The 24,119-nt window shown below is 70.2% G+C and carries 20 protein-coding genes; 10 read left to right on the top strand and 10 right to left on the bottom strand.

Features of this window, described 5'->3' with window-relative positions; genetic code table 11:
- Positions 1-53: 53 nt before the first annotated feature.
- From LMH63_RS18060 to LMH63_RS18050, 3 genes are all read right to left on the bottom strand, one after another.
- Positions 54-1,373 carry a TRAP transporter large permease gene (locus LMH63_RS18060; RefSeq protein WP_229332809.1) on the bottom strand — a complete coding sequence of 440 codons (1,320 nt, stop codon included), beginning with the start codon at positions 1,371-1,373 and terminating at the stop codon, positions 54-56.
- 2 nt (positions 1,374-1,375) lie between these two features.
- On the bottom strand, positions 1,376-1,945 hold the full coding sequence (locus LMH63_RS18055; protein ID WP_109675347.1) for a TRAP transporter small permease subunit: 570 nt from the start codon (positions 1,943-1,945) through the stop codon (positions 1,376-1,378).
- 216 nt (positions 1,946-2,161) lie between these two features.
- Positions 2,162-2,887: an LOG family protein gene (locus LMH63_RS18050; protein ID WP_109675111.1), complete on the bottom strand. Its 726-nt coding sequence runs from the start codon at positions 2,885-2,887 to the stop codon at positions 2,162-2,164.
- 247 nt (positions 2,888-3,134) lie between these two features.
- Between LMH63_RS18050 and polA the strand changes: the two genes are divergently transcribed.
- On the top strand, positions 3,135-5,840 hold the full coding sequence (gene polA, locus LMH63_RS18045; protein WP_109675109.1) for a DNA polymerase I: 2,706 nt from the start codon (positions 3,135-3,137) through the stop codon (positions 5,838-5,840).
- A gap of 444 nt (positions 5,841-6,284) precedes the next feature.
- On the opposite strand, the gene yihA is transcribed toward polA, so the two are convergent.
- On the bottom strand, positions 6,285-6,890 hold the full coding sequence (gene yihA, locus LMH63_RS18040; RefSeq protein ID WP_109675107.1) for a ribosome biogenesis GTP-binding protein YihA/YsxC: 606 nt from the start codon (positions 6,888-6,890) through the stop codon (positions 6,285-6,287).
- 213 nt (positions 6,891-7,103) lie between these two features.
- Between yihA and LMH63_RS18035 the strand changes: the two genes are divergently transcribed.
- From LMH63_RS18035 to LMH63_RS18015, 5 genes are all read left to right on the top strand, one after another.
- Positions 7,104-7,748 carry a c-type cytochrome gene (locus tag LMH63_RS18035; RefSeq protein WP_109675345.1) on the top strand — a complete coding sequence of 215 codons (645 nt, stop codon included), beginning with the start codon at positions 7,104-7,106 and terminating at the stop codon, positions 7,746-7,748.
- A 162-nt stretch (positions 7,749-7,910) separates the two neighbouring features.
- Complete coding sequence (locus LMH63_RS18030; RefSeq protein ID WP_109675105.1) at positions 7,911-9,983, top strand: cytochrome c biogenesis protein ResB; 2,073 nt, start codon at positions 7,911-7,913, stop codon at positions 9,981-9,983.
- A gap of 10 nt (positions 9,984-9,993) precedes the next feature.
- Positions 9,994-11,160 (top strand): c-type cytochrome biogenesis protein CcsB, encoded by a 1,167-nt coding sequence (gene ccsB / locus LMH63_RS18025; RefSeq protein ID WP_109675104.1) that lies wholly within the window; start codon positions 9,994-9,996, stop codon positions 11,158-11,160.
- 27 nt (positions 11,161-11,187) lie between these two features.
- A complete protein-coding gene (locus tag LMH63_RS18020; RefSeq protein WP_109675102.1) occupies positions 11,188-11,823 on the top strand; it encodes a thiol:disulfide interchange protein DsbA/DsbL in 636 nt (211 codons plus the stop codon).
- A gap of 10 nt (positions 11,824-11,833) precedes the next feature.
- Entirely contained in the window at positions 11,834-12,631 is a 798-nt protein-coding gene (locus LMH63_RS18015; protein WP_229332659.1) for an endonuclease/exonuclease/phosphatase family protein, read from the top strand.
- 215 nt (positions 12,632-12,846) lie between these two features.
- On the opposite strand, the gene LMH63_RS18010 is transcribed toward LMH63_RS18015, so the two are convergent.
- Entirely contained in the window at positions 12,847-13,809 is a 963-nt protein-coding gene (locus LMH63_RS18010) for a radical SAM protein (RefSeq protein WP_109675100.1), read from the bottom strand.
- Between the two features lie 335 nt (positions 13,810-14,144).
- On the opposite strand from LMH63_RS18010, the gene LMH63_RS18005 reads away from it, so the two are divergent.
- The 4 genes from LMH63_RS18005 to LMH63_RS17990 all read left to right on the top strand — a co-directional run bounded on the left by LMH63_RS18005 (position 14,145) and on the right by LMH63_RS17990 (position 18,022).
- On the top strand, positions 14,145-15,110 hold the full coding sequence (locus tag LMH63_RS18005; protein ID WP_109675098.1) for a sulfurtransferase: 966 nt from the start codon (positions 14,145-14,147) through the stop codon (positions 15,108-15,110).
- Between the two features lie 3 nt (positions 15,111-15,113).
- A complete protein-coding gene (locus tag LMH63_RS18000) occupies positions 15,114-16,325 on the top strand; it encodes a YeeE/YedE family protein (RefSeq protein ID WP_109675096.1) in 1,212 nt (403 codons plus the stop codon).
- Between the two features lie 177 nt (positions 16,326-16,502).
- The gene (locus tag LMH63_RS17995) at positions 16,503-17,513 is read left to right on the top strand and encodes a DUF3179 domain-containing protein (protein ID WP_229332658.1); all 1,011 of its coding nucleotides are present in this window, start codon (positions 16,503-16,505) and stop codon (positions 17,511-17,513) included.
- Entirely contained in the window at positions 17,513-18,022 is a 510-nt protein-coding gene (locus tag LMH63_RS17990; protein ID WP_109675091.1) for a hypothetical protein, read from the top strand. Before LMH63_RS17995 ends, LMH63_RS17990 begins: the two co-directional genes overlap by 1 nt.
- Before the next feature lie 88 nt (positions 18,023-18,110).
- Here LMH63_RS17990 and LMH63_RS17985 read toward each other — a convergent pair whose 3' ends face one another.
- The 5 genes from LMH63_RS17985 to LMH63_RS17965 form a co-directional block, all read right to left on the bottom strand.
- Positions 18,111-18,731 (bottom strand): response regulator transcription factor, encoded by a 621-nt coding sequence (locus tag LMH63_RS17985; RefSeq protein WP_308443940.1) that lies wholly within the window; start codon positions 18,729-18,731, stop codon positions 18,111-18,113.
- A complete protein-coding gene (locus LMH63_RS17980) occupies positions 18,728-20,440 on the bottom strand; it encodes a sensor histidine kinase (RefSeq protein ID WP_109675087.1) in 1,713 nt (570 codons plus the stop codon). Before LMH63_RS17980 ends, LMH63_RS17985 begins: the two co-directional genes overlap by 4 nt.
- 2 nt (positions 20,441-20,442) lie before the next feature.
- Positions 20,443-21,873, bottom strand: a complete 1,431-nt coding sequence (locus tag LMH63_RS17975; RefSeq protein WP_109675085.1) for a dihydrolipoyl dehydrogenase family protein — start codon at positions 21,871-21,873, stop codon at positions 20,443-20,445.
- 5 nt (positions 21,874-21,878) lie between these two features.
- On the bottom strand, positions 21,879-22,532 hold the full coding sequence (locus LMH63_RS17970) for a DUF3047 domain-containing protein (RefSeq protein ID WP_229332657.1): 654 nt from the start codon (positions 22,530-22,532) through the stop codon (positions 21,879-21,881).
- Positions 22,533-22,713: 181 nt separating this feature from the next.
- A complete protein-coding gene (locus tag LMH63_RS17965; protein ID WP_109675081.1) occupies positions 22,714-24,099 on the bottom strand; it encodes a sodium:solute symporter family transporter in 1,386 nt (461 codons plus the stop codon).
- Positions 24,100-24,119: the final 20 nt, after the last annotated feature.

The raw sequence follows: 24,119 nt of genomic DNA, 5'->3' as shown, positions 1-24,119 counted from the left end.
CTCCCATGATGATTCAGCGCCTTCTCAAGCCTAGCCCGGAGTAGCTGGCCGGTTCAGCCCGGCTGCAGCCAGTGCACCAGTCCGGGCTGCAGCACCACAAGCACCAGCACGGCGAGCTGCAGCCCGATGAAGGGGATCACGCCGCGATAGATATCCCAGGTGCGGACCTCAGCCGGGGTGACGCCGCGCAGATAAAACAGCGAGAAGCCGAAGGGTGGTGTGAGGAACGAGGTCTGGAGGTTCATGGCCATGATGATGCCGAACCAGACCAGGTCGATGCCCAGGGTCTCGGCGGCCGGTGCGAGCAGCGGCAGCACGATGAACGCGATCTCGAAGAAGTCGATGAAGAATCCGAGCAGGAACACGGCCAGGTTGGCGATGATCAGGAAGCCCCACTCACCCCCCGGCAGGCCGGTGAGGAAGTCCTCGAGCCAGAGATCGCCGTTGAAGCCCCGGAACACCAGCGCGAAGGCCCGTGAGCCAACGAGGATGAACATGACCATCGCCGTGAGGCGCATGGTGCTCTCGGCCGTCTCGCGAACGGTGGCGAGTGTCAGCCGCCGGTTGGCGAGCGCGAGCAGCGACGCGCCCACGGCACCGAAGGCGCCGGCCTCGGTGGGGGTGGCGATGCCTGCGAAGATCGAGCCCAGCACCACGATGATCAGCACCAGCGGCGGCACCATCACCAGCAGCACCCGCAGCAGGAGGGCGCGCAGATCCGCCGGGCGCTCGGCGGCGGGCAGGGCCGGCGCAGTGTCCGGGCGCATCATGGCCACGGTGCCGCAGTACAGGGCGAAGAGCACGGCCAGGGCGAGCCCTGGCAGCAGCGCGCCCCGGAACAGGTCGCCGACGGAGACGCCGAGCTGGTCGGCAATGACGATGAGCACGATGCTCGGCGGGATGATCTGGCCGAGGGTGCCGGAGGCCGCGATGACGCCGGTGGAAAGCGTCGGTGAGTAGTTGTGCCGCAGCATCACCGGCAGCGAGATCAGCCCCATGGCCACCACCGTGGCGCCGACGACGCCGGTGGCCGCCGCCAGCAGCGTGCCTACCGCCACCACGGACAGCGCCAGGCCGCCGCGCAGGCTGCCGAAGGTCTGCCCCATGGTCTTGAGCAGATCCTCGGCGAGCCCGGAGCGCTCCAGCATGGTGCCCATGAAGATGAAGTACGGCACCGCGAGGAGGACGTAGTTCTCCATGATGCCGAACACGTTGTGCGGCAGTGCGCCCATGAGGCTGAGCGAGAAGAAGTCGAGGCCGATGCCGATGGGGAGGAACAGCAGCGCCACCCCGGCCAGCGCGAAGGCGACGGGATAGCCCGAGAAGATCAGCAGCAGGGCGCAGGCGAACATGAGCCCGCCGAACCACTCGATGTTCACCGGCTGCTGCCCTCCGCCGCGCCTCCGCTCGCCGAGCGGTCACCGCCGCGGTGGCCGATGAGCACGGCGAGGGACTTGATGGCCTGGGAGCCGCCTTGCAGGAAGATCAGCGCGAACGCGAGCGGTACCACCGTCTTGATCGGGTAGCGGGGCAGGCCGCCGGGGTTGGAGGAGGTCTCGCCGATGCTCCAGGAGAACATCAGCCAGTCCCAGGACAGCCAGATCGCCCCGGCGCAGAAGGGCATCAGCAGGATCACCGAGCCGGCGAGATCGATCGCGGCCCGGCCGCGCTGGCCGAGGCGTCCGTACATCACGTCAACGCGCACGTGGGCGTTGTGGCGCAGGGCGTAGGCCCCACCGAGCATGAACATGATGCCGAACAGGTACCACTGGGCCTCGAGGTAGGCGTTGGAGCCCAGGTGCATGCCGAGGAAGGCGCCGATATAGCGCGCGCCGGCGTTGTAGACCCCGATCAGGATCATGAGCACGGACAGCCAGATCACGATCCGGCCGACCTGCTCGTTGAGCCAGTCGATGCCGGCGGCCACCCTGAGGAGGAAGTGCATGATGTACTTGGTCTTCTTGCGGCTTCGCGGGGCGAGCCGGCCGCCGCGCCGCACGGCCGTAGCGGCGAACGCTAGCGGGCGCTCCCGGGGGCGTCAAGCGAGGCCGCCCCCGAGTCTCCGTCCGCCTCGGGCCCAGGCACGCAAGGTGCGGAGTGCACATCCAGCGCCATCACACGATGCAGAGTGCACACCGAGCGCCAGCCGAAGGAGATGAGCTCAGAGATCCAGCAGCATCTCCCGCTCGGCCTGGGAGGGCTCGAAGCCGCGGCGCTCGTAGTGGTCGAAGATGGCGTCCACCACTGCCTGAGGCTCGTCCAGCACCTGGAAGAGATTCAGGTCCTCGGGGTCGATGTTGCCCTCGCCGGCCATGCGGTCGCGCAGCCAGTCGATCAGCCCCTGCCAGTAGTCCGACTGCACCAGGATGATCGGTATGCGCTGGGTCTTGCCGGTCTGCACCAGGGTGAGGATCTCCGCAAGCTCATCCAGAGTGCCGAACCCCCCGGGCAGCACCACATAGGCCGAGGCGTACTTCACGAACATCACCTTGCGCGAGAAGAAGTGCCGGAAGTTGAGCGCGATGTCCTGATAGGGATTGCCGGCCTGCTCGTGGGGGAGCTGGATGTTGAGGCCGATGCTCGGTGACTTGCCCGCATGGGCACCCTTGTTCGCGGCCTCCATGATTCCGGGGCCGCCACCGCTGACCACCGAGAAGCCGGCGTCGGAGAGCAGCCGGGCGGTGTCCTCGGCGAGCTGGTACCAGGGGTGATCGGGTGCCACCCGCGCGGAGCCGAAGATGCTCACCGAGGGCTTGATCCGCGCCAGGCGCTCGAAGCCCTCCACGAACTCGGCCATGATCTGGAAGATCTTCCAGGACTCGCGGGTCATCAGCGAATCGTTGATGGGCGTGCGCTCGTGGGGCGGGAAAGGGGGTTGCCTCGACATGGGCGCGGAATGCCTCCGGGCGGTATCGGATTTCGGGCCGTGTACTCTACGCCCGCGCGGCAAGGGCGGCCATATCCGTGGCGCTGCGGGGGCCGCCATGGCCCTGCCCGATGCGGACGGGGGCGAACGCGCGGGATCTGACGGCAGGCCAACGTCGCGTCGAAACCGGGCGCAGGCTTGTATGATCTGGCCACTTCGGCTTGTCGGAAGATCGACAGCCGCCCTGGTACCGGTTGAGGAGCCCGCGATGAGCGACCCGGAAGCGCCGCTGATCCTGGTGGACGGATCGTCCTATCTCTATCGCGCCTTCCATGCCCTGCCGCCGCTGACGACGGCCTCCGGCCGGCCCACCGGCGCCGTCTACGGCGTGGCGAGCATGCTGCGCAAGCTGATGGGGGACTACCGGCCGAGCCACATGGGGGTGGTCTTCGACGCCCCGGGCCGCACCTTCCGCGACGACCTGTTCGACCAGTACAAGGCCAACCGCCCGCCCATGCCCGACGACCTCGCGGTACAGCTGGAACCGCTGAAGCGCCTGGTGAGGGCCCTCGGGCTGCCGCTCATCGAGGTGCCTGGGGTGGAGGCGGACGACGTCATCGGCACGCTGGCGGTGCAGGCCCGCGCCGCCGGCATGCCGCTGCTGGTCTCCACCGGCGACAAGGACATGGCGCAGCTCGTCAACGACTCGGTGACCCTGCTCAACACCATGTCCAACACCCTCCTGGACGTGGACGGCGTGGTGGCGAAGTTCGGCGTCCCGCCGGAGCGCATCGTCGACTACCTGGCACTGGTGGGGGACAGCTCCGACAACATCCCCGGCGTGCCGCGCGTGGGCCCGAAGACCGCCGCCAAGTGGCTCGGCGAGTACGGGTCGCTGGATGACGTCATCGCCCACGCCGGGGAGATCGGCGGCAAGGTGGGCGAGAGCCTGCGCGAGCACCTGGAGGACCTCGCCCTCTCCCGGGAGCTCGCCACCATTCGCTGCGACGTCGAGCTCGATCTCGCCCCGGGCGACATCCGCCTCGGCGAGCCGGATAACGACACCCTCGCCGAGCTCTACCGCGAGCTGGAGTTCGGCAGCTGGCTCGGCGAGCTGCAGCAGGCGGACCCGGACGCCGGCAAGCCCGAGAGCGAGCGCATCGAGGCCCGCTACGAGTGCGTCCAGGACGACGCCGGGCTGGATGCCTGGATGGCGCGCCTGGAAGGCGCGGAGCTCTTCGCCTTCGACGTCGAGACCGACAGCCTTGCCTATATGGATGCCCGCGTGGTGGGTGTGTGTCTGGCCGTGGAGCCGGGCCATGCCGCCTACGTGCCACTTGCCCACCGCGGGCCGGACGGGCCCGAGCAGCTCGACCGCGAACGGGTGCTGGAGCGCCTGCGCCCGCTGCTGGAGGACCCCGGGCGGGCCAAGGTGGGCCAGAACCTGAAGTACGACATGAGCGTGCTCGCGCACCACGGCATCGGGCTCGATGGCGTGCGCTACGACACCATGCTCGAGTCCTACTGCCTGGACGCCACCGCCAGCCGCCACGATATGGACAGCCTCGCCCAGCGCTACCTCGGCCACAGCACCATCTCGTTCGAGCAGGTGGCAGGCAAGGGGGCGAAACAGATCACCTTCGACCAGATACCGCTGGACGCGGCCACGGAGTACGCGGCGGAGGACGCCGACATCACGCTGCGCCTGCATCAGGCGCTGTGGCCGCGGCTCGCCGAGCGGCCGGGCCCGCGAGCGGTGTTCGAGGACATCGAGATGCCGCTGCTGCCGGTGCTCTCGCGCATGGAGCGCACCGGCGTGCGGGTGGACCCGGAGCTTCTCGCCACTCAGAGCGGCGAGCTCGCCGAGACCATGCAGCGCCTGGAGGCCGAGGCCCATGCCGCCGCCGGCGGCCCGTTCAACCTCGGCTCGCCGAAGCAGATCCAGGAGATTCTCTACGAGCGCCAGGGGCTGCCGGTGCTGCAGAAGACCCCCAAGGGCGCACCCTCCACCGCCGAGGCGGTGCTCGAGGAGCTGGCTGCCCAGGGCCACGAGCTGCCGCGGCTGATCCTCGAGCACCGGGCGGTGGCGAAGCTGCGCTCGACCTACACCGAGAAGCTGCCGGCGCTGATCCACCCGCGCACCGGCCGCGTGCACACCTCATACCATCAGGCCGTGGCGGCCACCGGCCGGCTCTCCTCGTCCGACCCCAACCTGCAGAACATCCCGGTGCGCACCGCCGAGGGCCGGCGCATCCGCCGTGCCTTCGTGCCGCGGGAGGGCTGCCGCCTGCTGGCCGCCGACTACTCCCAGGTGGAGCTGCGCATCATGGCCCACCTCTCCGGCGACGAGGGCCTGAAGCGCGCCTTCGCCGAGGGCCGCGACATCCACGCCGCCACCGCGGCGGAGGTGTTCGGCGTCGAGGCCCAGGCAGTGAGTGGCGAGCAGCGCCGGGCGGCGAAGGCGATCAACTTCGGGCTCATCTATGGCATGTCCGCCTGGGGGCTCGCGCGCCAGCTCGGCATCGAGCGCGGCGACGCCCAGACCTACGTGGACCGCTACTTCGAGCGCTATCCCGGGGTGCGCGCGTTCATGGACCGTACCCGCCGCGAGGCCCGGGAGCGTGGCTACGTGGAGACCGTGTTCGGCCGCCGGCTCTATCTGCCGGAGATCACCAGCCGCAACCAGCAGCGCCGCCAGTACGCCGAGCGCACCGCCATCAACGCCCCCATGCAGGGCACCGCCGCGGACATCATCAAGCGCGCCATGATCCGTGTGGACGAGTGGCTGGCCCGCGCGGGCCATGGTGCGGTGCTGGTGATGCAGGTGCACGACGAGCTGGTGCTGGAGGTGCCTGCGGAGGCGGTGGACGCCGTCGGCGAGCAGGTGCGCCGGTACATGGCCGGCGCGGCGGAGCTCGCCGTGCCGCTGGAGGTGGAGATCGGCGTCGGCGACAACTGGGACGAGGCGCACTGACGCCCGCAGCCGCCAATCGGTGCTCAGCGCTTGCCTGGCGCAACGCCATGACGGATGAGGGAAAACACGGATGCACGAGGAGCGAAACTTCCGCCCGCCGGCTGTAGTCATAACAGGTGCGCCAGTGCCCGGCGCGGCCCGCTACTCCCTCCTTTTGCATAGCGGGCCAATGGACCCGGCCCCGCCCCCAGGGCCGGGTCACACTTACCCCGGGTAGCCAGCCCCCATGGCTTCCCGGGGTTTTTTCTTGTCGGCCGGTTGGCCGACAAGAAAAAACCCCGGAGTTGGAAGTTCAAGGTTCAAAGTTCAAAGGGTGAGGGGCGCTGTTGCACAGAGCCCCGGCAGGGGGCTTTGAACTTTGAACTTGCCACTTTGAACTCACTCGCCGAGCTCGCGCGCCAAACCCTCAAGGCTAACCCTCGAAGCGCGTGCCGCCGCCGTGGCTCAGCCAGCCAGCCAATCGTCCAGCCGGGCGCGCGCCTCGTCCACGCCCATCGGCACCGTCGACGAGAACAGCTGCACGCTCGTCCCGGGGAACTCGCGCGCCAGCGTGGCGCGGACCTTCTGCAGGGCGTTGCCGGCGGGGCCGCGGCGGAGCTTGTCGGCCTTGTTGAGGAGGATGTGGGCGGGCAGGCCGGCGGCGGCGCACCAGGCGAGCATCTGGCGGTCGCTGTCGGTCAGGGGATGGCGGATGTCCATGATCAGCACCAGCCCGCGCAGGCTGCGGCGCGTCTCCAGATAGCGTGGCAGGGTCTGCTGCCAGTGGGCGCGCAGGGCCGCCGGGGCCTTCGCGTAACCGTAGCCGGGCAGGTCGATCAGGCGCTGGTGATCGGTGACCGGGAAGACGTTGATCTGCTGCGTACGCCCCGGGGTCTTGCTGATGCGGGCGAGCTGGCGCTGATCGGTAAGGGCGTTCAGGGCGCTGGACTTGCCCGCGTTGGAGCGCCCGGCAAACGCCGCCTCGGCACCCTCGTCCGGCGGCAGCTGCTCGGGGTTCGGGGCGCTCATGAGGAAGCGCGTGCTGCGGTAGTCGAGTCCGCTGGCGATCATGGGCTCTCCGGGGGTGCGGCGCAGAGGGTACCGGATTTCGGAGCGGACAGGGCAGCCGGGAGACGTTCTACGGCGCAGACTCCTGGCGTCAAATTGACCGCCCTGGGGGGCGCTGGTATAACTGGCGACCGTTTTTGGACGGCTTTCAAGCTACCCTCGACCGCCGGTATCCCCTGCACAGGCGGTGCCCCACAGGAGAATCCCGCGACCATGATGATCAGGCAGCTGTCGGCGCTTGTGACCCTCCTGCTGCTCGCCATCCCGGTGGCGGCGCAGATGGTGGATGGTGACCCCGAGGCCGGCCAGAGCAAGGCCCAGGCCTGCGCGGCCTGCCACGGCGCCAACGGCAACAGCGGTAACCCCGAGTGGCCGAACCTGGCCGGCCAGCACGCGGACTACATCTTCCAGCAGCTGCAGCATTACAAGTCCGGCGAGCGTCAGAACTCCATCATGCAGGGGCAGGCGGCCAACCTCTCGGAGGAGGACATGGCGGACCTCGCCGCCTACTACGCCACCCTCGAGATGGAGGTGGGCGAGACCAGCGAGGAGCTCGCGGAGCTCGGCCGCAGCATCTATCTCGGCGGCATCGGCGAGAAGGGCGTTCCCGCCTGCGCGGCCTGCCACGGCCCTGCCGGTCAGGGCATCCCGGGGACCGGCTATCCGCGTCTGGGCGGTCAGAAGGCCGTCTACACCAGCCAGCAGCTCCAGGCCTACCGGTCCGGGGACCGGGCCGGCTACGGTCAGGCGTCGGTAATGACCAGCATCGCGGCCAACCTCTCCGATGAGGAGATCGAGGCGGTATCGAGCTATGTTTACGGTCTCTATCCGGCCGACGGGGAAGACGCCGAAGAGGAATAGCGCGGCACACGCGGCGCGGCTGGCAGGGAGGGCGGCCGCCGGGGCCGCCCTTTTTCGTCGGCTTGACCCAGCTCATGCGGCAGCATGTGTCCGGATGCTTGACTGGCAGCACGGGCCGGGTTGATCCGGCGGCCCATCACGGCGGAGCAGCAGCCCCGGGCGATGACCGACAGCGAACTCTCCCTCAGCGCCGCGCCCCGCGAGCGCAGTACGAGCCGCGGCAAGAGCGCGGGGCGTATCGTCCTCGAGTTCCTCGGGTCGATGAATCTCGCCATCACCCTGCTGGTGGCGGTGGCAATCGCCTCGGTCATCGGCACGGTACTGCAGCAGAACGAGCCCTACGCCGACTACGTGCTGAAATTCGGGCCGTTCTGGTTCGAGGTCTTCGCGAGCCTCGGGCTCTACGATGTCTACTCCGCCGGCTGGTTCCTGGCCATCATGGCGTTCCTGGTGGTGTCCACCAGCGTCTGCGTCTGGCGCCACCTGCCCATGGTCTGGCGCGAGGTGACCCGCTACCGGGATCACGTCCGCGAGCGCTCGCTCACCGCCCTGCGCCATCACCGCCGCTGGCAGCTGGCCGCATCCGTCGAGGACACGGCCCTGGTCGCCCGGGGCCTGCTGGAGGGGCACGGCTATCGCGTGCGCACGCGCCAGCGCGGCGAGACCACAGTGATCGCGGCCATGAAGGGGCGCGCCAACCGGCTCGGCTATCTGTTCACGCACATTGCCGTGGTGGTGATCGCCGTGGGCGCGCTGGCGGACGGCAACCTGCCGCTCAAGCTGCGGGAGCTGACCGGCGACCTGCGCGTCGAGACGCGCAATATCCCGGTCTCCCAGGTGCCGGCGGAGAGCCGGCTGCCGGTGGGCAGCGGCTCGATCCGCGGCTCGGTGACCATCCCCGAGGGCGCGGGTGCCGGCGTGGTGTTTCTGCAGCTGCGGGATGGCTACGTCGTGCAGGACCTGCCCTTCGACATCCTGGTGGAGGATTTCCGCATCCGCCACTACCCCAACGGCCAGCCCAAGTCCTTCGAGAGCGATCTGGTCGTGCGTGATCCGGACCTCGACGAGCCGGTGCGCAAGACCATCTCGGTGAATGATCCGCTCACCCACGACGGCTACACCATCTACCAGGCGAGCTTCAGTGACGGCGGCTCCGCCCTGGAGATGCGGGCGTGGGCGCTGGATGGCTCCGGCGCCCACTCCACGCTGGAGGGCCGGGTGTTCGACGAGCTACGGCTGGAGACCGGCGGCGTCCAGCGCACCCTGGAGCTGGACGACTTCAACCTGTTCAACGTCACCGGCGACCCGCGCGCAGACCCCCGCGCGGTGCGCCAGGCGGGCTCCGAGGAGGGCTTCCGCAACGTCGGCCCGTCGTTCACCTACCGCCTGCGCCGGCCCTCGGGCGAGGCCAGGGAGTACCACACCTACATGGCGCCGGTGGAGGTGGATGGCCGCTGGTACTACCTCAGCGGCGTGCGCGACTCCGCGGCAGAGACCTTCCGTTACCTGCACCTGCCCGCTGACGCGGACATGAGCCTCGAGACCTTCATGGCGTTCCACACCCGCCTGCATGACGAACAGGCGGTCGCCGCGGCCTCGCGCCGCGCGGCGGAGCAGCTGCTCTCGGGCATGGGCCTGGCCGACGGCGACCTTGCCGGGCGCGTGGCGGTCACGGCGCAGGACATGATCAGCGAGCTCCTGGCGGGCGGCTTCGGCGTCGTTCGCGAGCGTCTGGAGGCGCGGGTCGCCGGCGCGGAACGCGCCGAGATGCTGCTCGAGTTCTCCCGCGCGGTGCTCCAGCGCACGCTGTTCGAGGTCTATCGCGACGTCCTCGCCGCGGGCAGCGATCGCCCCCTCGACGAGGTGCAGACCGACGCCGGCCAGCGTGCCTTCTTCGAGGATGCGGTGGACGGGGTCTCGGCGCTGGCCGAGTACGGCGCACCGGTGTTCCTGGAGCTGGAGGACTTCGAGCACCGCCAGGCCACCGGCTTGCAGATCACGCGCGCTCCCGGGAAGAATGTGGTTTACGCTGGCTGTGGCCTGCTGGTGGCCGGCATCTTTCTGCTGTTCTACGTCTCCCACCGGCGGGTCTGGGCGCTGGTCACGCCGCGCGGCGCGGGCACGGAACTCCTGCTCGCCGGCGTGAGTCAACGACGTCCCGAGGGCTTCGAGGGCGAGTTCGAATCACTGGAGGCCGGCGTCGATCGCCACCTCCCGCCCCGCGACGAGGAGTGAGGACAAGGCCATGGCCGTCTCCCGTGATGAGCTGCTTCGCGAGCTGCGCCGCCCCAGCCTCTGGCAGCGCCTGAGCCTGGCCGACTGGGGCTGGGCAGCCCTGGTGGCGCTGGCGACGGGCGGCGCCTACGGTGTGCTGCGCGAGGCCATCACCGGCTTCGAGCTCACCATCCTCATCGGCTCGGCGCTGACGCTGATCGGTCTCGGCTGGCACTGGCCGGCGATGCGCTGGTACTCGGTGGCCGTGGGCGCCGCGAGCCTGCTCGCGGTGATGCGCTATCCCGAGCTCGCGGCGGCGCAGAGCGACTTCCTCCTCCGCTATCTGCTCTCCAGCCAGTCCGCGATCATGTGGATGAGCGCGCTGTTCCCGGCGGCGACCCTCGCCTATGGCCTCGCCCTGGCGCTGAACAGCGATTTCACCGGCCGCGTCGCCTCGGCGCTGACCTGGACCGCCGCCGGTGCCGGGCTCACCGGCCTGATGGTGCGCTGGCACGAGACCTATCTGCACGGCGCCGATATCGGCTACATCCCGGTGAGCAATCTCTACGAGGTGTTCGTCCTGTTCGCGGTGATGACGGCGCTGATCTACCTCTACTACGAGGCCGCCTACCGCACCCGCGCCATGGGCGTGTTCGTGCTCACCATCATCTCCGCCTCGGTGGCCTTTCTGCTCTGGTACCACTTCGACCGCCAGGCCTATGCCATCGAGCCGCTGGTGCCGGCGCTGCAGAGCTACTGGATGAAGATCCACGTGCCCGCGAACTTCGTCGGCTATGGCTGCTTCGCCATTGCCGCGATGCTCGGGGTGGCCTACCTGATCCGGGTGCGCGCCCGCGAGGGCGGCGCCCTCGCCGAGCGCCTGCCGACCCTCGCCCAGCTCGACGACGTCATGTACAAGGTCATCGCGCTCGGGTTCGCGTTCTTCACCGTGGCGACCATCCTCGGTGCCCTCTGGGCGGCGGAGGCCTGGGGCGGCTACTGGTCCTGGGACCCGAAGGAGACCTGGGCCCTCATCGTCTGGCTCAACTACGCAGCCTGGCTGCACCTGCGCTTCACCAAGGGGCTGCGCGGGACGCCCATGGCCTGGTGGGCCATTGCGGGGCTGTTCGTGACCACCTTCGCCTTCCTCGGGGTCAACATGTTCCTCTCGGGGCTGCACTCCTACGGTGAGCTCTGACCCCACCGGCAATTCGGGAGATTGATCATGCTGGGATTGCGCTCACTCGGCCTCGCCGTCGTGCTCCTTGCCATCGCTGGCGGCGCCGTCGCCCAGGAGTACCGCGCCGAGGAGCACTACCAGGTGCTGGACGAGCCCGTGGCCACCGCGGAGGGCGAAGGGGTCGAGGTGCGGGAGTTCTTCTCCTACGGCTGCCCCCATTGCCACGACTTCGAGCCCCGTCTGGCCGCCTGGGCCGAGCGCATGGGCGACGACATCAACCTCGTGCACACACCGGTGACCTTCAACCGCGAGGCATGGGCACGGCTCGCCCGGGCCTATCACGCCGCCGAGGTGCTCGACATCACCGAGCAGACCCACCAGGCGATGTTCGAGGCAATCCACGTCGAGGGCCGGCGGTTCCGCAGCGACGCGGACATCGCGGCCTTCCTCGCCGAGACCGCCGGTCTCGAGACGAGCGAGGTGGAGGATACCCTCAACTCCTTCGCGGTGGATTCCCGCATGCGCCGAACCGAGCGGCTCGGCCAGGACTACGGCATCCGCAGCACCCCCACCGTGACCGTGGCCGGACGCTACGTGGTGGACGTGCGTCGCGCCGGCGGCCAGCAGGGGATGCTGGACGTGGCCGAGTATCTGGTGCGCGAGGAGGCTGCGGCGCAATAGGCGCCGCGCCATGGGCACGCCGGAGGGGGTGACGGCGGCGGCTGGCGCAGGCACACGCCTGCGCCTCATGAGCTACAACATCCAGGCCGGCATCGAGACCCGCTACTACCACGAGTACATCACCCGCGGCTGGCGTCACCTGCTGCCGGATGCCCGGCGGCTGCCCAATCTCGAGCGCATCGGCGAGCTCATCAGCGACTTCGACATCGTCGGCCTGCAGGAGCTGGACGCCGGCAGCCTGCGCAGCGGCTTCGTCAACCAGACGGCATTCCTTGCCCGCCGCGGGGAATTCCCCTACTGGCACTTCCAGACCAACCGTCGCATCGGACAGCTGGCGCAGCACAGTAACGGCCTGCTCAGCCGCTATCGGCCGCTGGAGGTGCGCGAGCATCGGCTGCCCGGGATGATCCCCGGGCGCGGCGCGCTCAGCCTGCGCTTCGGCGGCCCCGGAGAGGATCTCACGGTGGTGCTGTTGCACCTGGCACTCGGCCAGCGCACGCGGCTGCGCCAGCTCGGTTACGTGGCGGAGCTCATCGACGGCTGCCCCCACGTGATCATCATGGGGGATCTGAACTGCCACTCACGCAGTGCGGAGATGGCCTACCTGCGGGCCAACACCCATCTGCGGGAGCCGCTGCACGATCTGCTCACCTATCCGAGCTGGCGCCCGGCGCGCAATATCGACCACATTCTGGTCTCGCCGAGCGTGCGCGTGCACCATGCGGAGGTCCTGGACTACCCGCTTTCGGACCATCTGCCCATCACCATGGAGGTCGAGCTCGATCCCGTGGTGCAGCTGGTGGCCTGAGCCGGCCGGGGCGGCAACTGCGGACAAAAAAAAAGCCGACCAGGCGGTCGGCCAAGAGGAGGAGAGATCGGTTGGCGGCTGTCTCGATGTGGCCGCCGATTAACTGTCGAACAGGATATCGGCCGCCTGCCGGCTCGGGAATAGCCCCGGCGGACGAGCGGTTGTGAGCGGCAGGCACAGGCTGTGACGGAACTCTCGGAGTGGTGGCGTACGCCTCACCCGCTGCAGCTTGCCCCGCCGAGTACGCAGAAGCGGGCGCAGTGGGGATGGTTCAGCGCCACGCTGCCGGCCGCCTCGGCAAGGGTATGACCGAGCTCGAAGCGCGGGTCGTAGGGGAGCAGGGTGCATGCCACCACGGAAGGCCGGGGTGCGTCCTTGCGCTTGACGACCATGCGCGAGCTCGCACACATCACGCCGTCCGGCGACAGGCCGAGCTTGCCCCAGCAGGCCTCGGTGATCTCGGGCACATCGAGCCGGGCGTCCATCTCGGGAAACAGCACAACGGCATGCGGATCATGCGCGTCCAGCGCGATCCCCTCGCGACGGAACAGCCGCGCATAGCCCTCGCGCATGGCGGCCTCGCTCTCGCCGGAGAACAGCCGGCCCGCGATGTCGACCCGGAAGCCTTCGCGGGTCAGCCAGTGCAGGCCTTCCATTGCGGGTGCAAAGGTGTCCGGGCCGCGCTCGGCCTCGTGCAGGTCGCGGCTGTAATGGTCCAGCGAGACGCGCATGACGACCCGCGAGCGGGCCTCCGAGTCGAGTGCCCGCAGCCGCTCGCGCACCCTGGGGCGCATCATCGGCCGCATGGCGTTGGTCAGCACCAGCACCTCGTAGCCCCGGTCCAGGCTCTCCTCGAGGATGTCCGGCATGGCCGGATTCAGGAACGGCTCGCCGCCGGTATAGCCGAGGGCGCGGGTGCCGAGCCCGTCGCGCTCGATCTCGTCCAGATAGCCGCGGACGTCATTCAGGGTCAGATACACCAGCCGGTCATTGCTCGGCGATGACTCGATATAGCAGTTGCGGCAGGTGAGGTTGCAGAGCGTGCCGGTATTGAACCAGAGCATCTCCAGCCGGTTCAGCCGCACCCTCGCCCGCGGCTCGCCATCCGCCGTGACCGCGGGATCCCGGAACTTGCGGGGGTCGAGGAAGTAGGGCTTGGCGGGGGCGGTCTCTGGCATGTCGTATCTCCCTGTTGCCGGCCGCGGCCATCGCGCCCGGCCTCTGGAATGTTCCGACCGTGGAGGCGTGGCCGTGTTCGCCGCAGTCGGCGGCTGGCGTCGACCCCGGCGTGCACACCCCGTGTCAGCCCCCAGTGTCGCGCGAACCGTGCCGTCGTCACATACGGGAAAGCCGCATCAGCGCCCGGGTCGCACAAGCGGGGCGGCAAGCCCGGTCGCGGACACCTCGTTTATGCGGAATTCTTCTAAAGGTGTGCATACTCATTACTTTACGTGGCATGGCGAGACGCTATAGTGGAGTCCACTTGAGCAACCATTCAAACAGAGGTCATGCCATGAATCGTTTCACCCGTCTTGTCGGTAGCGCGGTGCTGACGGCCGGACTGGCGCCGGCGCTCGCTGCCGCCGGCCCGGCCGTGACGCCGCTGGTGGATACCGGGTGGCTCCAGTCCAACCTGGATGCCGAGGATCTCGTCGTGCTCGACGTGCGCAGCGCCATCGACGGCAGCGACCGCAGCGACTTCGAGCGTGCCCACATCCCGGGCGCGGTCTACTCCAGCTACACCGGGGGCGGCTGGCGCGTCACCGAGAACGGTGTGCCTGGCAAGCTGCCGCCGGTGGAGGATCTCGAGGCCCTGATCGGCGGCCTGGGCATCGACAACGACGACACCGTCGTTATCGTGCCCGCCGGCTCCGGCTCGACGGACTTCGGCAGCGCCGCCCGCGTCTACTGGACGTTCAAGGTCCTGGGGCACGACGACGTCGCCATCCTCAACGGCGGCCACCGCGCCTGGGTGCAGGCGGACGGCGCCCTTGAGACCGGGCCGGTGGAGGCCGTGGGCACGAGCTTCGAGGCCGACTTCCGCCCCGAGCTGCTGGCCACCACCGAGGAGGTGGAGGCGGCCCTCGAGGCCGATCACCAGCTGGTGGACGCCCGCCCCGCCCCGCAGTACGAAGGCGAGGCCAAGCACCCGGCCGCGCGCAGCGCGGGCACCATCCCGGGCGCGGCGAGCCTCGAGGAGCGGCTGCTGGTGCAGGAGGGCACGGCGCAGTTCGTCGACCGCGAGCGGGTCTTCGAGCTGGTGGAGGTCGCCGGCATCCGCACCGATGAGCGCATCGTCACCTTCTGCAACACCGGCCACTGGGCGGCCACCGCCTGGTTCGCCCTCTCCGAGGTGGCGGGCTACGAGGACGTGGCCATGTACGACGGCTCGATGACCGAGTGGACCCAGGACGAATCGCGCCCGCTGGCGCTGGCCCAGCGCGCCCTGAGCCGTCTGCTGGAAGGCTTCGGCGGCTGACCCATGGCGAGCGTCGCCCCACACGCGGCCACGCGGTCCATGCCGGCGGGTCTCACCGCCGGCATGGACCGTTTCGTGATCGCGACCGTCGCCGTGTTCGCGTTCGTGCTGGCGGGTCTGCTCTGGTGGCAGGCCCCGGCGGACCGGGTGCTGCTGTTCCTCATCGGTGGCGGGCTCGGTGTCGCGCTCTATCACGCGGCCTTCGGTTTCACCGCGGGCTGGCGCAACTTCGTGGTCCATCGGCGTAGCGGCGGGCTGAGGGCGCAGCTGCTGCTGATCGGCATCGCCAGCGTGCTGTTCGCCCCGGTGCTGGCCGCCGGCGCGGCCAGCGGCTTCGTCGCGCCCGTGGGGTTGTGGATCGTGGCGGGCAGCTTTCTGTTCGGCCTCGGCATGCAGCTCGGCGGCGGCTGCGGGTCCGGGACGCTGTTCACCGTGGGCGCCGGCAACCGGCGCATGCTCATCACCCTGGCGTTCTTCATCGTCGGCTCGGTGCTCGGCACCCTGCACCTCCCCTGGTGGCTGGAGGGGCCTGGCATCGGGGCGGTGAGCCTCATCGGCACGCTCGATCCGCTCGGCGCCGTGCTGATTCAGCTCGCGGTGCTGGGCGCCCTCGGCGTCGCCCTCATGGAGGCCGAGCGTGCCCGTCACGGCAACGTCCAGCGCAGTCTCTGGCGCGGGCCGGAGCGCGGCGCCGGAGCGACGCTGCTCACCGGCGGCTGGCCGCTGCTCTGGGGTGCGCTGGCGCTCGCCCTGCTGAATCTGGCCACGCTGCTGGTGTCGGGCACGCCCTGGGGCATTACCTTCGCCTTCGCACTCTGGGGCGCCAAAGGGCTCTCGGCACTTGGCGTGGACGTCGCCCAGTGGGAGTACTGGACCTGGCCCTATCCGGCGCAGGCGCTCAGCGCGAGCGTGCTGAACGACGTCACCTCCGTGATGGACTTCGGCCTCATCCTCGGCGCCATGCTCGCCGCCGGCCTTGCCGGGCGCTACAACGCCGGCAGCCAGCGCCGGCTTGGGGCGCGCAGCGTGGCCGGGGCAGTGCTCGGCGGCCTGCTGATGGGCTATGGGGCGCGGCTCGCCTTTGGCTGCAACATCGGCGCGATGTTCAGCGGCATTGCCTCGGCCAGCCTGCACGGCTGGGTCTGGTTCGTGTTCGCCTTCCTCGGCTCGCTGCTCGGCATCCGCCTGCGCCCGCGCTTCGGGCTGGAGAACTGACGATGGACGGGGATCGTGGCTATAGCCGGCTCTGGCTGGTGGGTACCCTGCTGCTCGGGCTCGCGCTGATCCTGCTGGATCACTTCTGACGCTCAATCAGTACGTCGTTCCCCGAATGGGCAGGCGCGCCGGCGTTGCGTTCCCATGAGGCTATCGTCCGCTTCGGGAGGCCTGATCATGCGCAGCCTCTTCGGTCTCATGGCGCTGGCGCCCGTGGCCGCCGCCCTCGCCGGGCCACCCCTGGCCGAGCCGCCATTTCTGCCGCAGGCCCCGGCCGAGTATCGCGAGGCGCGCCTCTCCGGCGGCCCGCCCAAGGACGGCATCCCGTCCATCGACGAGCCGCGCTTCGAGTCCGCCGCCGCCGCCGGGGATCGGCTCGCCGACGGCGACCGCATCATCGGCATCCACATCGATGGCGAGGCGCGCGCCTATCCCCAGGCGATCCTGGTCTGGCACGAGATCGTCAACGACACCGTGGGCGACACGCCGGTGAGCGTGACCTACTGTCCGCTGACGGGGACCGCCCTCGGCTTCCGCCGCGGCGAGACGACCTTCGGCGTCAGCGGGCGCCTGGTGAACAGCAATCTTGTGATGTACGACCGGGCCAGCGATACCCAGTGGCCGCAGATGCTCGCGGCTGGCATCGACGGGCCGCATGCCGGTGACGGGCTGCAGGAGCTGCGTGTCGTCTGGACCACCTGGGCGCGCTGGCGCGAGCGCTATCCGCACACCCGGGTGCTCACCGAGGACACGGGCAGTCTGCGGCGCTACGGCAGCGACCCCTACGGCCAGTACAACCCGCGCGGCGGCTACTATGCCGAGGACGCGCCCCCGGTATTCCCGGTCATGCACGAGAGCGACCGGTATCCGCCGAAGCACGAGGTGCTCGGTTTCCGCGATGCGGACCACGCCTACGCGGTGGACCGCGCGGCACTGCGCGAGACGGGCGTGCTGCGCCATGAGGCCAACGGCCGGCACTACCTGATCGTGCACGACCCGGGGCTGGACACCGGCTGGGTCTTTCGCGGCGAGGCGCCGGTCGCGCCCGGGGACATCGAGTTCGGCCCCGACGGCCCGCGCATCCCCGGGCGCGACTCGCTGACCGCGGTCAATGCGTTCGAGGCCATGTGGTTCGCCTGGGCCGGCTTCTATCCGGAGACGGCCGTGATCGGCGGGGGTGACCGCTGATGCTGCGTCTGGTCTCGGGAACCGTGGGCGCGGCCTACGCGCTGGGCTATCTGGTGGCACTCGGGGATATCGGCTTCGGCCGCGGCGCGCGGTGGGGCTGGCAGTGGGCCGGTGACCCCTGGCGCTGGCTGGAGGCGCGGGGGCTGTTCCATTTCGAGCCCGTGGCCCGGCTCGACGCCGGCGCCCTGGTGTGGCTGGTGAGCCCGCTGGACGTGCTGCTTGCAGCGGCCCTCGGCGGGCTGGTGGCCCTCAACCTGCACGGCGCCGTGAGCCTCGCCCGGGGCAGGGCGGTCTGCGGCTCCGGTACCGGAGGCGTCCTGGCGGCCCTGCCTGCGCTCCTGGCCGGATCCGCCTGCTGCGCCCCGGGGCTGCTGCTCCTCCTCGGCATCCCCTCGCTGGGGGCGCTGGCAGCGTTCTTCGGCTGGCTGGTGCCGCTGTCGGTGCTGCTGCTGGCGGCGACGCGCCTCGTTCAGCGCCGCCGCGGCGCGCCGGCCTGGTTCGGTGCCTGAGCCGGTTTGCCGGCCCGCCTGTCTCACCGATCCTAGAATCCGCGTCCGCAGTCGTGAATCGGTGAGAAGGAACTTACGAAACGGGATACTAAACCAGCCAGTCGCGATAGGTCTCGGTGGAGAGCACCTTGCGTACCATCTCCGAGCTGTTGCGCACGCCGAGCTTCTCCAGCACCCGCGCCCGGTGCACCTCCACTGTGCGCACGCTCATGCCGAGGTCGGCGGCGATGATCTTGTTCAGCTTGCCCTCGAGCATGTGCTCCATCACCTCGCGCTCGCGCGGAGTGAGGTTGCCCAGGCGGCGCTCGATATCGCCGATGGCGGCGACATGCTCGGCCTGCTCGCGATCCAGCTCCAGGGCCCGGGCCACCCGCTCCAGCAGGGTCTCGTCGTCGAAAGGCTTCTCGAGGAAATCCAGCGCCCCGGCATTCACGGCACGCACCGCCATCGGGATGTCGCCATGGCCGGAGATGAAGAGGATGGGCATGTTCACCCCCGCCTCGCGCAGGCGGGTCTGCAGCTCCAGGCCGTCCATCTCCGGCAGGCGCACGTCCAGCAGGAGGCAGCCGCGGTGTGCCGGCGTCACCTCCGCCAGCAGCTCGGAGGGACCGGCAAACGTACGCACGCTGTAGCCGGCCGTGCCCAGCAGGAAGCCCACTGCCTCGCGGATGTCCTCCTCGTCGTCAACCAGCCAGATCTGCTCGCTCACGATGTTTCCTCCCTCAGCGGCAGCAGGATGCGGAACTCGGCACCGGCGCCGGGTCGGTTGCCGGCGTCGATGTGCCCGTCGTGACTCTCGACGATGGAGCGGGTGATGGCGAGGCCGAGGCCCGAGCCGTCCGGCCGCTGCGTGACCATGGGCTCGAACAGCTCCCGGGTATCCCCGGCGGGCAGCCCCGGTCCGCTGTCGCAGAACGTGAGCTCCACGGTGTCGCGGCCGCGGTTCCGCCGGCTGCGCACCAGGACCCAGCGCTCTTCCGGCGTGGCCCGGCCCGAGACGGCCTCCAGCGCGTTCTGCAGCAGGTTCACCACCGCCTGCTGAATCGCCACCGGGTCGGCGTCAATGGACAGAGACCCGTCGTCCAGGTCAAGCCAGAGCTCGACGCCCCGCCGGCGCAGCTCGGGACGCATCAGCTCGCAGGCCTCGGTCACCAGCGTGTTGGCGTCGCAGCGCCGGCGCGCGTGCTCGCCGCTGCGCAGGAAATCGCGGATGCGGCGGACGATATCCGAGGCGCGCTGATTGCCGCTGACGATGCGTTCGAGGGCCGCCTCGAGCTCCTCGCCGCGGTGGCCCTGGCGCAGCAGTCGGCGGGCCGCCTGGGCATAGCTGCTGACCGCGCACAGGGGCTGGTTGATCTCGTGGGCGATGCCCGCCGCCATGGTGCTCATGGCATTCAGCCGCCCGGCCTGGGCCAGCGCCTGGAGGTGGGAACGTGCCCGCGCCTCGGCCCGGTCGCGCTCGTGGCGGGCGGCAGCGAGGAGCAGGCCGGTCAGGGCGAGTATGGCCAGATGGGCGTGCAGGGCCAGCATGTCGGCGCGCATGCCGCTGCCGGCAAAGGGCCCCTTGCCAAGGCCGGTGCAGGTAATGGCGATGACCGCGATGGCGCTCACCACCAGGCTCGCTAACGGTAGCGGATGGCGCAGCGCCGCCAGCATCACCAGGGGGAACACGCCGTAGGACAGCGGCAGCGCCATGGCGCCGGGCATGCTGTCGCCATAGATGAGGTAGACCACCAGCGGCATGGCGGCGAGCCAGAGCGGCAGCTCCCACAACGGCTGGTGGTGCGGCGCCGGCAGCCGGGCCGTCAGCAGCATCGGCCCGAACAGCAGCAGGCCCATGCTGTCGGCGATCCAGCACAGCCCTAGCGTCTCCGCGAACCCGGTGCTCAGGCCGGCCAGCGCCAGGGTTCCGGAGAGGGCGTTGAACAGCCCGCTGACGCCGGCACCGGCGAGCAGAAACAGACCGACGTCCCGCAGCCGCGCCAGCTCGGGATCGAAGTCCAGCCGCAGGAGCAGTGCCCGCCCTGCCGCGCCCGCGAGGCTGAGGCCGGCGCCCATCAGCCCGGCCGCCATGGGCGCGGCGCCGTGGCCGAGCTGCACCGCCGCCACGGTGAGGCCGGCGGTGAGCAGGGTCCAGGGCCCCCAGCGCAGCGCCAGCGCCAGGGTCACCGCGGTGGCCGGCCAGATCAGGGGCACCGGCGGCTCGACCAGGCGGAACTCGCCGGCCCACAGGCTGCCCGCCACCAGCAGCAGGGCCACGATCAGGTGGCGGCCCAGATCCCGGGCGAGCCGGCGCAGCCGGCTATCCGGGCGATGCACGGCGGTGACGAGCCGCTGCGTGTCCCGCGGCCCGGACGATGGTTGCCGCGGTGGCTCCCCGGTCCCCAGCGGCCTGTCGATGTGCTGTGGCGCGGCCATGGTCAGGGCAGCACCCGGTTGAGCAGACCCACCAGCCGCCGGCTGCGGGCGGAGAACAGACGTGGCGCATACAGGCTGCCGGCGGCGCGCTTGATGACCTGGCTGAGCGAGGGGTAGGCATGGACCGCAGCCGCGAGGCGCCGCAGCGGCACACGCGCCGATACCGCCAGCGCCAGCTCGTGGATGAGCTCGCCCGCCTGGGGGCCGAGGATGCTGCCGCCGACCAGCCGCCCGCGATGGACGATGAGCTTCACCAGTCCGTCCTCCCGGCCGTCGGTGAGGGCCCGGTCGACGTCGCGGAAGCGGAAACGCGCCACCTCGACGTCAAGCCGGCGCTGGCGCGCCTCCACGGCCGTCAGGCCCACGTGGGCCAGCTCGGGATCAGTGTAGGTGACCCAGGGCACGGCCCGGTAGTCGACCCGGCGCGGCAGCCGGAAGGCGACGTTGGCGACGATGATGCCGGCCTGGTACTCCGCCACGTGAGTGAACGGGAACGGCCCGGTGCAGTCGCCGCAGGCGAAGATGTGCCGGGCGCTCGTGCGCAGGCGCGCATCCACCCGGATCAGCCCCTCGGCGTCCAGCGCCACCCCGGCCGCCGGCAGATCAAGGGCCGCCACGTTGGCGCGCCGCCCGGTGGCGACCAGGATCTCATCGGCCTCGAAGGCCACCGTCTCGTTGCCGATGCGGGCCTGCACCACGCGGGTGCCGGTGTCGGTGCGCCCGGCCTCGACGGCGAGCGTATCGGTGTGGATGCGCACCCCTTCCCGTGCCAGCACGTCGGCGAGCTCACCGCTGAGCTCGGCATCGTCCCGGGGCAGCAGGTGCTCGCCCTGCTCCAGCAGGGTCACCTCGCTGCCGAGGCGGCGGAAGGCCTGGGCCATCTCCACCCCGACCGGGCCGCCGCCAAGCACCAGCAGGCGGCGGGGCAGACGGCGCTCGGCGAAGACGGACTCGTTGGTGAGGTAGCCGGTGGTGGCGAGCCCGGCGACGTCCGGCAGCGCCGGCTCCGAGCCAGTGGCGATGACGAAGCGGCGGCCGCGGATGCGTTCGCCCGCCACCTCGATGTGACGCGGGTCGAGAAAGCGCGCCTCGCCGAAGCGCACGTCCACGCCGTAATCCCGAAAGCGCTGCGGGTCGTCGTGGTTCTGGATGCGCTGAACCACCTCGGCGACATGATCCATCACGCGGCCGAGGTCGACGGGCTCGAGCGCGGTGCGCAGGCCGTAGCGCTGGCCCTGGCGCGCCTGGTGGGCGACGCCGGCGCTGCGCAGCAGCGTCTTGCTCGGCACGCAGCCGTAGTGCAGGCAGTCGCCACCGAGCCGGGGCGCGCGTTCCACCAGCACCACGTCCAGGCCCAGCTGGCCGGCGACGCTGGCCGTGACCAGGCCGCCAACCCCCCCGCCGATGATGACCAGCTCGTGGCCGCGCGCCATGATCGCTACCCCGCTCCGGCGGGCAGCAGGCGGATTCTGCCGTACCAGGCCTCGGTAGGCTCCCCGGTGTTGTCGCAGTCCGTCATGATGGCCAGCGCGTCCAGCTCCGTCAGATCGCGGTCGTGGTAGCGGCGGAAGTCCTCGCGCAGGTTACGCCGGTGAACCACCCAGCCCTCGCTGTCCGGCTCGCCGCTGGCGACGGCGATCATGCGGGCCTGGCTCGCGAACGGATTCGGCCAGTGGCTGCCGACGGGCTCCCCCGCGCTCCAGACGTAGTTCAGCGCCCGCGTGCGCCAGCGCAGGATGGTGTGCTCGTCCACGGCGTACAGACGCGCTGCGAAGTCATCACCCGCCCTGCTGCGCTCGTCCACATCCTGCGGCCGCTGGCCCGCGCGCCAACGCCATTCCACCACCGGTGTCTCGGTGAGGTCGATCTCGCCCCGGTAGAAGAGCCCCGAGGCGCTGCCCCCCTCGCAGCGCGCATGCACCGCCGGCCCGTTGGCCGTATCGGCGAGCGCGTAGCGGGTGCTGCCGGTGAAGCTGTGGGGCTCCCAGTCGAGGATCTGCGCGGGCGTGAAGCGCTCGATCGCAGCCGCTGCCAGCGGCAGCAGCAGCAGCGCGGCAGAGAGCATCCGGCAAGGGCGAACGGCAAGTGGCACGGGCAACTCCGGGCTGGCCTCACAATCGGTCACCCCAGTCTATGCTGCATGCCTGCGCGGACTATCGGGGAAAGCACTTAACAGTGTGGCCTGGTTGGCATTCGAAGCTATCGCGGCTGTCGCCGCCGGGCGCGCGTCCCGGGCCTCGCAGGCGCACCGCTGCGTTGCCCGCACCCGCCGCTCAGCCCGTGGTCGCCGGCCGGCGCAGACCCAGTGCGAAGCTCAGAAAGCCGAAGGCCAGGATCGCCACGGTGATGGCAAGCAGCTTCGCGTAGTCGTGCTCCAGGCCGGTGAGCGCACCGACGACGCCGGTGTAGCCGCTGCTCTCGAGGAAATAGAGCGCGGCGCCGGCGAAGGCGGTCACGAAGCTCGCCCCCAGGCTCCAGCGCGCGACGCTCAGCCCGCCCAGGATGCTGAAGACGATCACCGGCGCCAGCCCGAGGGCCGCGGTGCCGCTGACGGCCACGGCGGCGTAGAGGTCGTCGCTGCCGGTGAAGGTCAGCGCCAGGCCGAGAAGGGCGAACGCCGCCACCGCCAGCCGGCCCCGGCCGGGGCTCGCCGGGCCGAGTCCCATGTCCATCACCACCAGCTTCGCGGCGCTGGCGAAGGTGGAATCCAGGGTGGAGGCCGCCGAGATCACCAGCGCCAGCGCCAGCATCAGCATCGCCGGCGTGCCCAGCAGCCGCTCCAGGGTGACCAGCAGCTCACCGTCGCCCTCGGCGTGCAGCCCCGCGAACACCCCCAGCACGCCGAAGGCGAGGATGCACAGCCCCGAGAGCCAGAACGCATGCAGGAAGCTGCGGCGGGTGACGTCACGCGCCGCGAGGAAACCACGGTCCATCATCACCGGATCGTGCAGCGGGTAGCTCAGTACCTGCAGCGCCGCCACGGCGAGCAGGATCCAGCCCGGACTGGTCGGGTCCGGCGAGCTGCTGACGATCGCGCCCAGGCCGAAGTCCGCATGGCCGAGCATCAGGCCCGTGAGCGCGGCGAGCAGGACGCCGAGCAGCAGCATCTGCACCACGTCCGTGCGCAGGGAGGCACGCAGCCCGCCACTCATGGAGTAGGCCACCGTCACCGCGGTCACCGCGAGGATGGCCGTGGTGTTGGAGACGCTGCCGGCGGCGCCGAAGACGATGCCCACCACCAGCAGGTTGGCGAACACCTCGCTGGCCAGGCGCAGACCCACCAGCAGGTTGTAGCTGCCGGTACCGAGGCGGCCGAAGCGCTCATGTAGAAACGCCTGCACGCTGTCCGCCCCGTGCCGGAAGCGCAGCCGGTCGACGATCAGCCAGCCGGTGAGGAAGGAGGCGTAGTAGGCCGTGTAGGCCAGTGCGCCGGCGATGCCGTAGAAGTAGCCGAGAATGCCGGCGTTGAGCAGCGAGCGGGCGAAGATCCAGGTGGTGACCTGGGACAGCGTCAGCGTGAACACGCCGGGGGCGACGCCGGCCTCGCTCCAGCCGCGGAAGAATCCCTCGGCCGTGCGCACCCGGGGCGCGACGGCGAGCATCAGCACGGCGAGGGCGAGCAGGGCGCCGACCAGGGCGGGCAGGGGCAGCGTGGGCATGGCGTCACTCCCGGTTGCGC

The organism is Spiribacter halobius (assembly GCF_020883455.1).
Taxonomy (GTDB): domain Bacteria; phylum Pseudomonadota; class Gammaproteobacteria; order Nitrococcales; family Nitrococcaceae; genus Sediminicurvatus; species Sediminicurvatus halobius.
The sequence above is the reverse complement of the archived record's forward strand: the minus strand, read 5'-3'. Positions and strand labels throughout refer to the sequence as shown.

Excerpts from the sequence above, each read along its gene's own strand:
- yihA (WP_109675107.1), bottom strand. The coding sequence starts at position 6,890 with ATGATCGCCAGCGGACTCGACTACCGCAGCACGCGCTTCCTCATGAGC.
- LMH63_RS17995 (WP_229332658.1), top strand. The coding sequence starts at position 16,503 with ATGCGCAGCCTCTTCGGTCTCATGGCGCTGGCGCCCGTGGCCGCCGCC.
- LMH63_RS18055 (WP_109675347.1), bottom strand. The coding sequence starts at position 1,945 with ATGCACTTCCTCCTCAGGGTGGCCGCCGGCATCGACTGGCTCAACGAG.
- LMH63_RS18015 (WP_229332659.1), top strand. The coding sequence starts at position 11,834 with ATGGGCACGCCGGAGGGGGTGACGGCGGCGGCTGGCGCAGGCACACGC.
- ccsB (WP_109675104.1), top strand. The coding sequence starts at position 9,994 with ATGGCCGTCTCCCGTGATGAGCTGCTTCGCGAGCTGCGCCGCCCCAGC.
- LMH63_RS18020 (WP_109675102.1), top strand. The coding sequence starts at position 11,188 with ATGCTGGGATTGCGCTCACTCGGCCTCGCCGTCGTGCTCCTTGCCATC.
- LMH63_RS18030 (WP_109675105.1), top strand. The coding sequence starts at position 7,911 with ATGACCGACAGCGAACTCTCCCTCAGCGCCGCGCCCCGCGAGCGCAGT.
- LMH63_RS18000 (WP_109675096.1), top strand. The coding sequence starts at position 15,114 with ATGGCGAGCGTCGCCCCACACGCGGCCACGCGGTCCATGCCGGCGGGT.
- LMH63_RS18005 (WP_109675098.1), top strand. The coding sequence starts at position 14,145 with ATGAATCGTTTCACCCGTCTTGTCGGTAGCGCGGTGCTGACGGCCGGA.
- LMH63_RS18010 (WP_109675100.1), bottom strand. The coding sequence starts at position 13,809 with ATGCCAGAGACCGCCCCCGCCAAGCCCTACTTCCTCGACCCCCGCAAG.
- LMH63_RS18050 (WP_109675111.1), bottom strand. The coding sequence starts at position 2,887 with ATGTCGAGGCAACCCCCTTTCCCGCCCCACGAGCGCACGCCCATCAAC.
- polA (WP_109675109.1), top strand. The coding sequence starts at position 3,135 with ATGAGCGACCCGGAAGCGCCGCTGATCCTGGTGGACGGATCGTCCTAT.
- LMH63_RS17980 (WP_109675087.1), bottom strand. The coding sequence starts at position 20,440 with ATGGCCGCGCCACAGCACATCGACAGGCCGCTGGGGACCGGGGAGCCA.
- LMH63_RS18035 (WP_109675345.1), top strand. The coding sequence starts at position 7,104 with ATGATCAGGCAGCTGTCGGCGCTTGTGACCCTCCTGCTGCTCGCCATC.
- LMH63_RS17990 (WP_109675091.1), top strand. The coding sequence starts at position 17,513 with ATGCTGCGTCTGGTCTCGGGAACCGTGGGCGCGGCCTACGCGCTGGGC.
- LMH63_RS17975 (WP_109675085.1), bottom strand. The coding sequence starts at position 21,873 with ATGGCGCGCGGCCACGAGCTGGTCATCATCGGCGGGGGGGTTGGCGGC.
- LMH63_RS17965 (WP_109675081.1), bottom strand. The coding sequence starts at position 24,099 with ATGCCCACGCTGCCCCTGCCCGCCCTGGTCGGCGCCCTGCTCGCCCTC.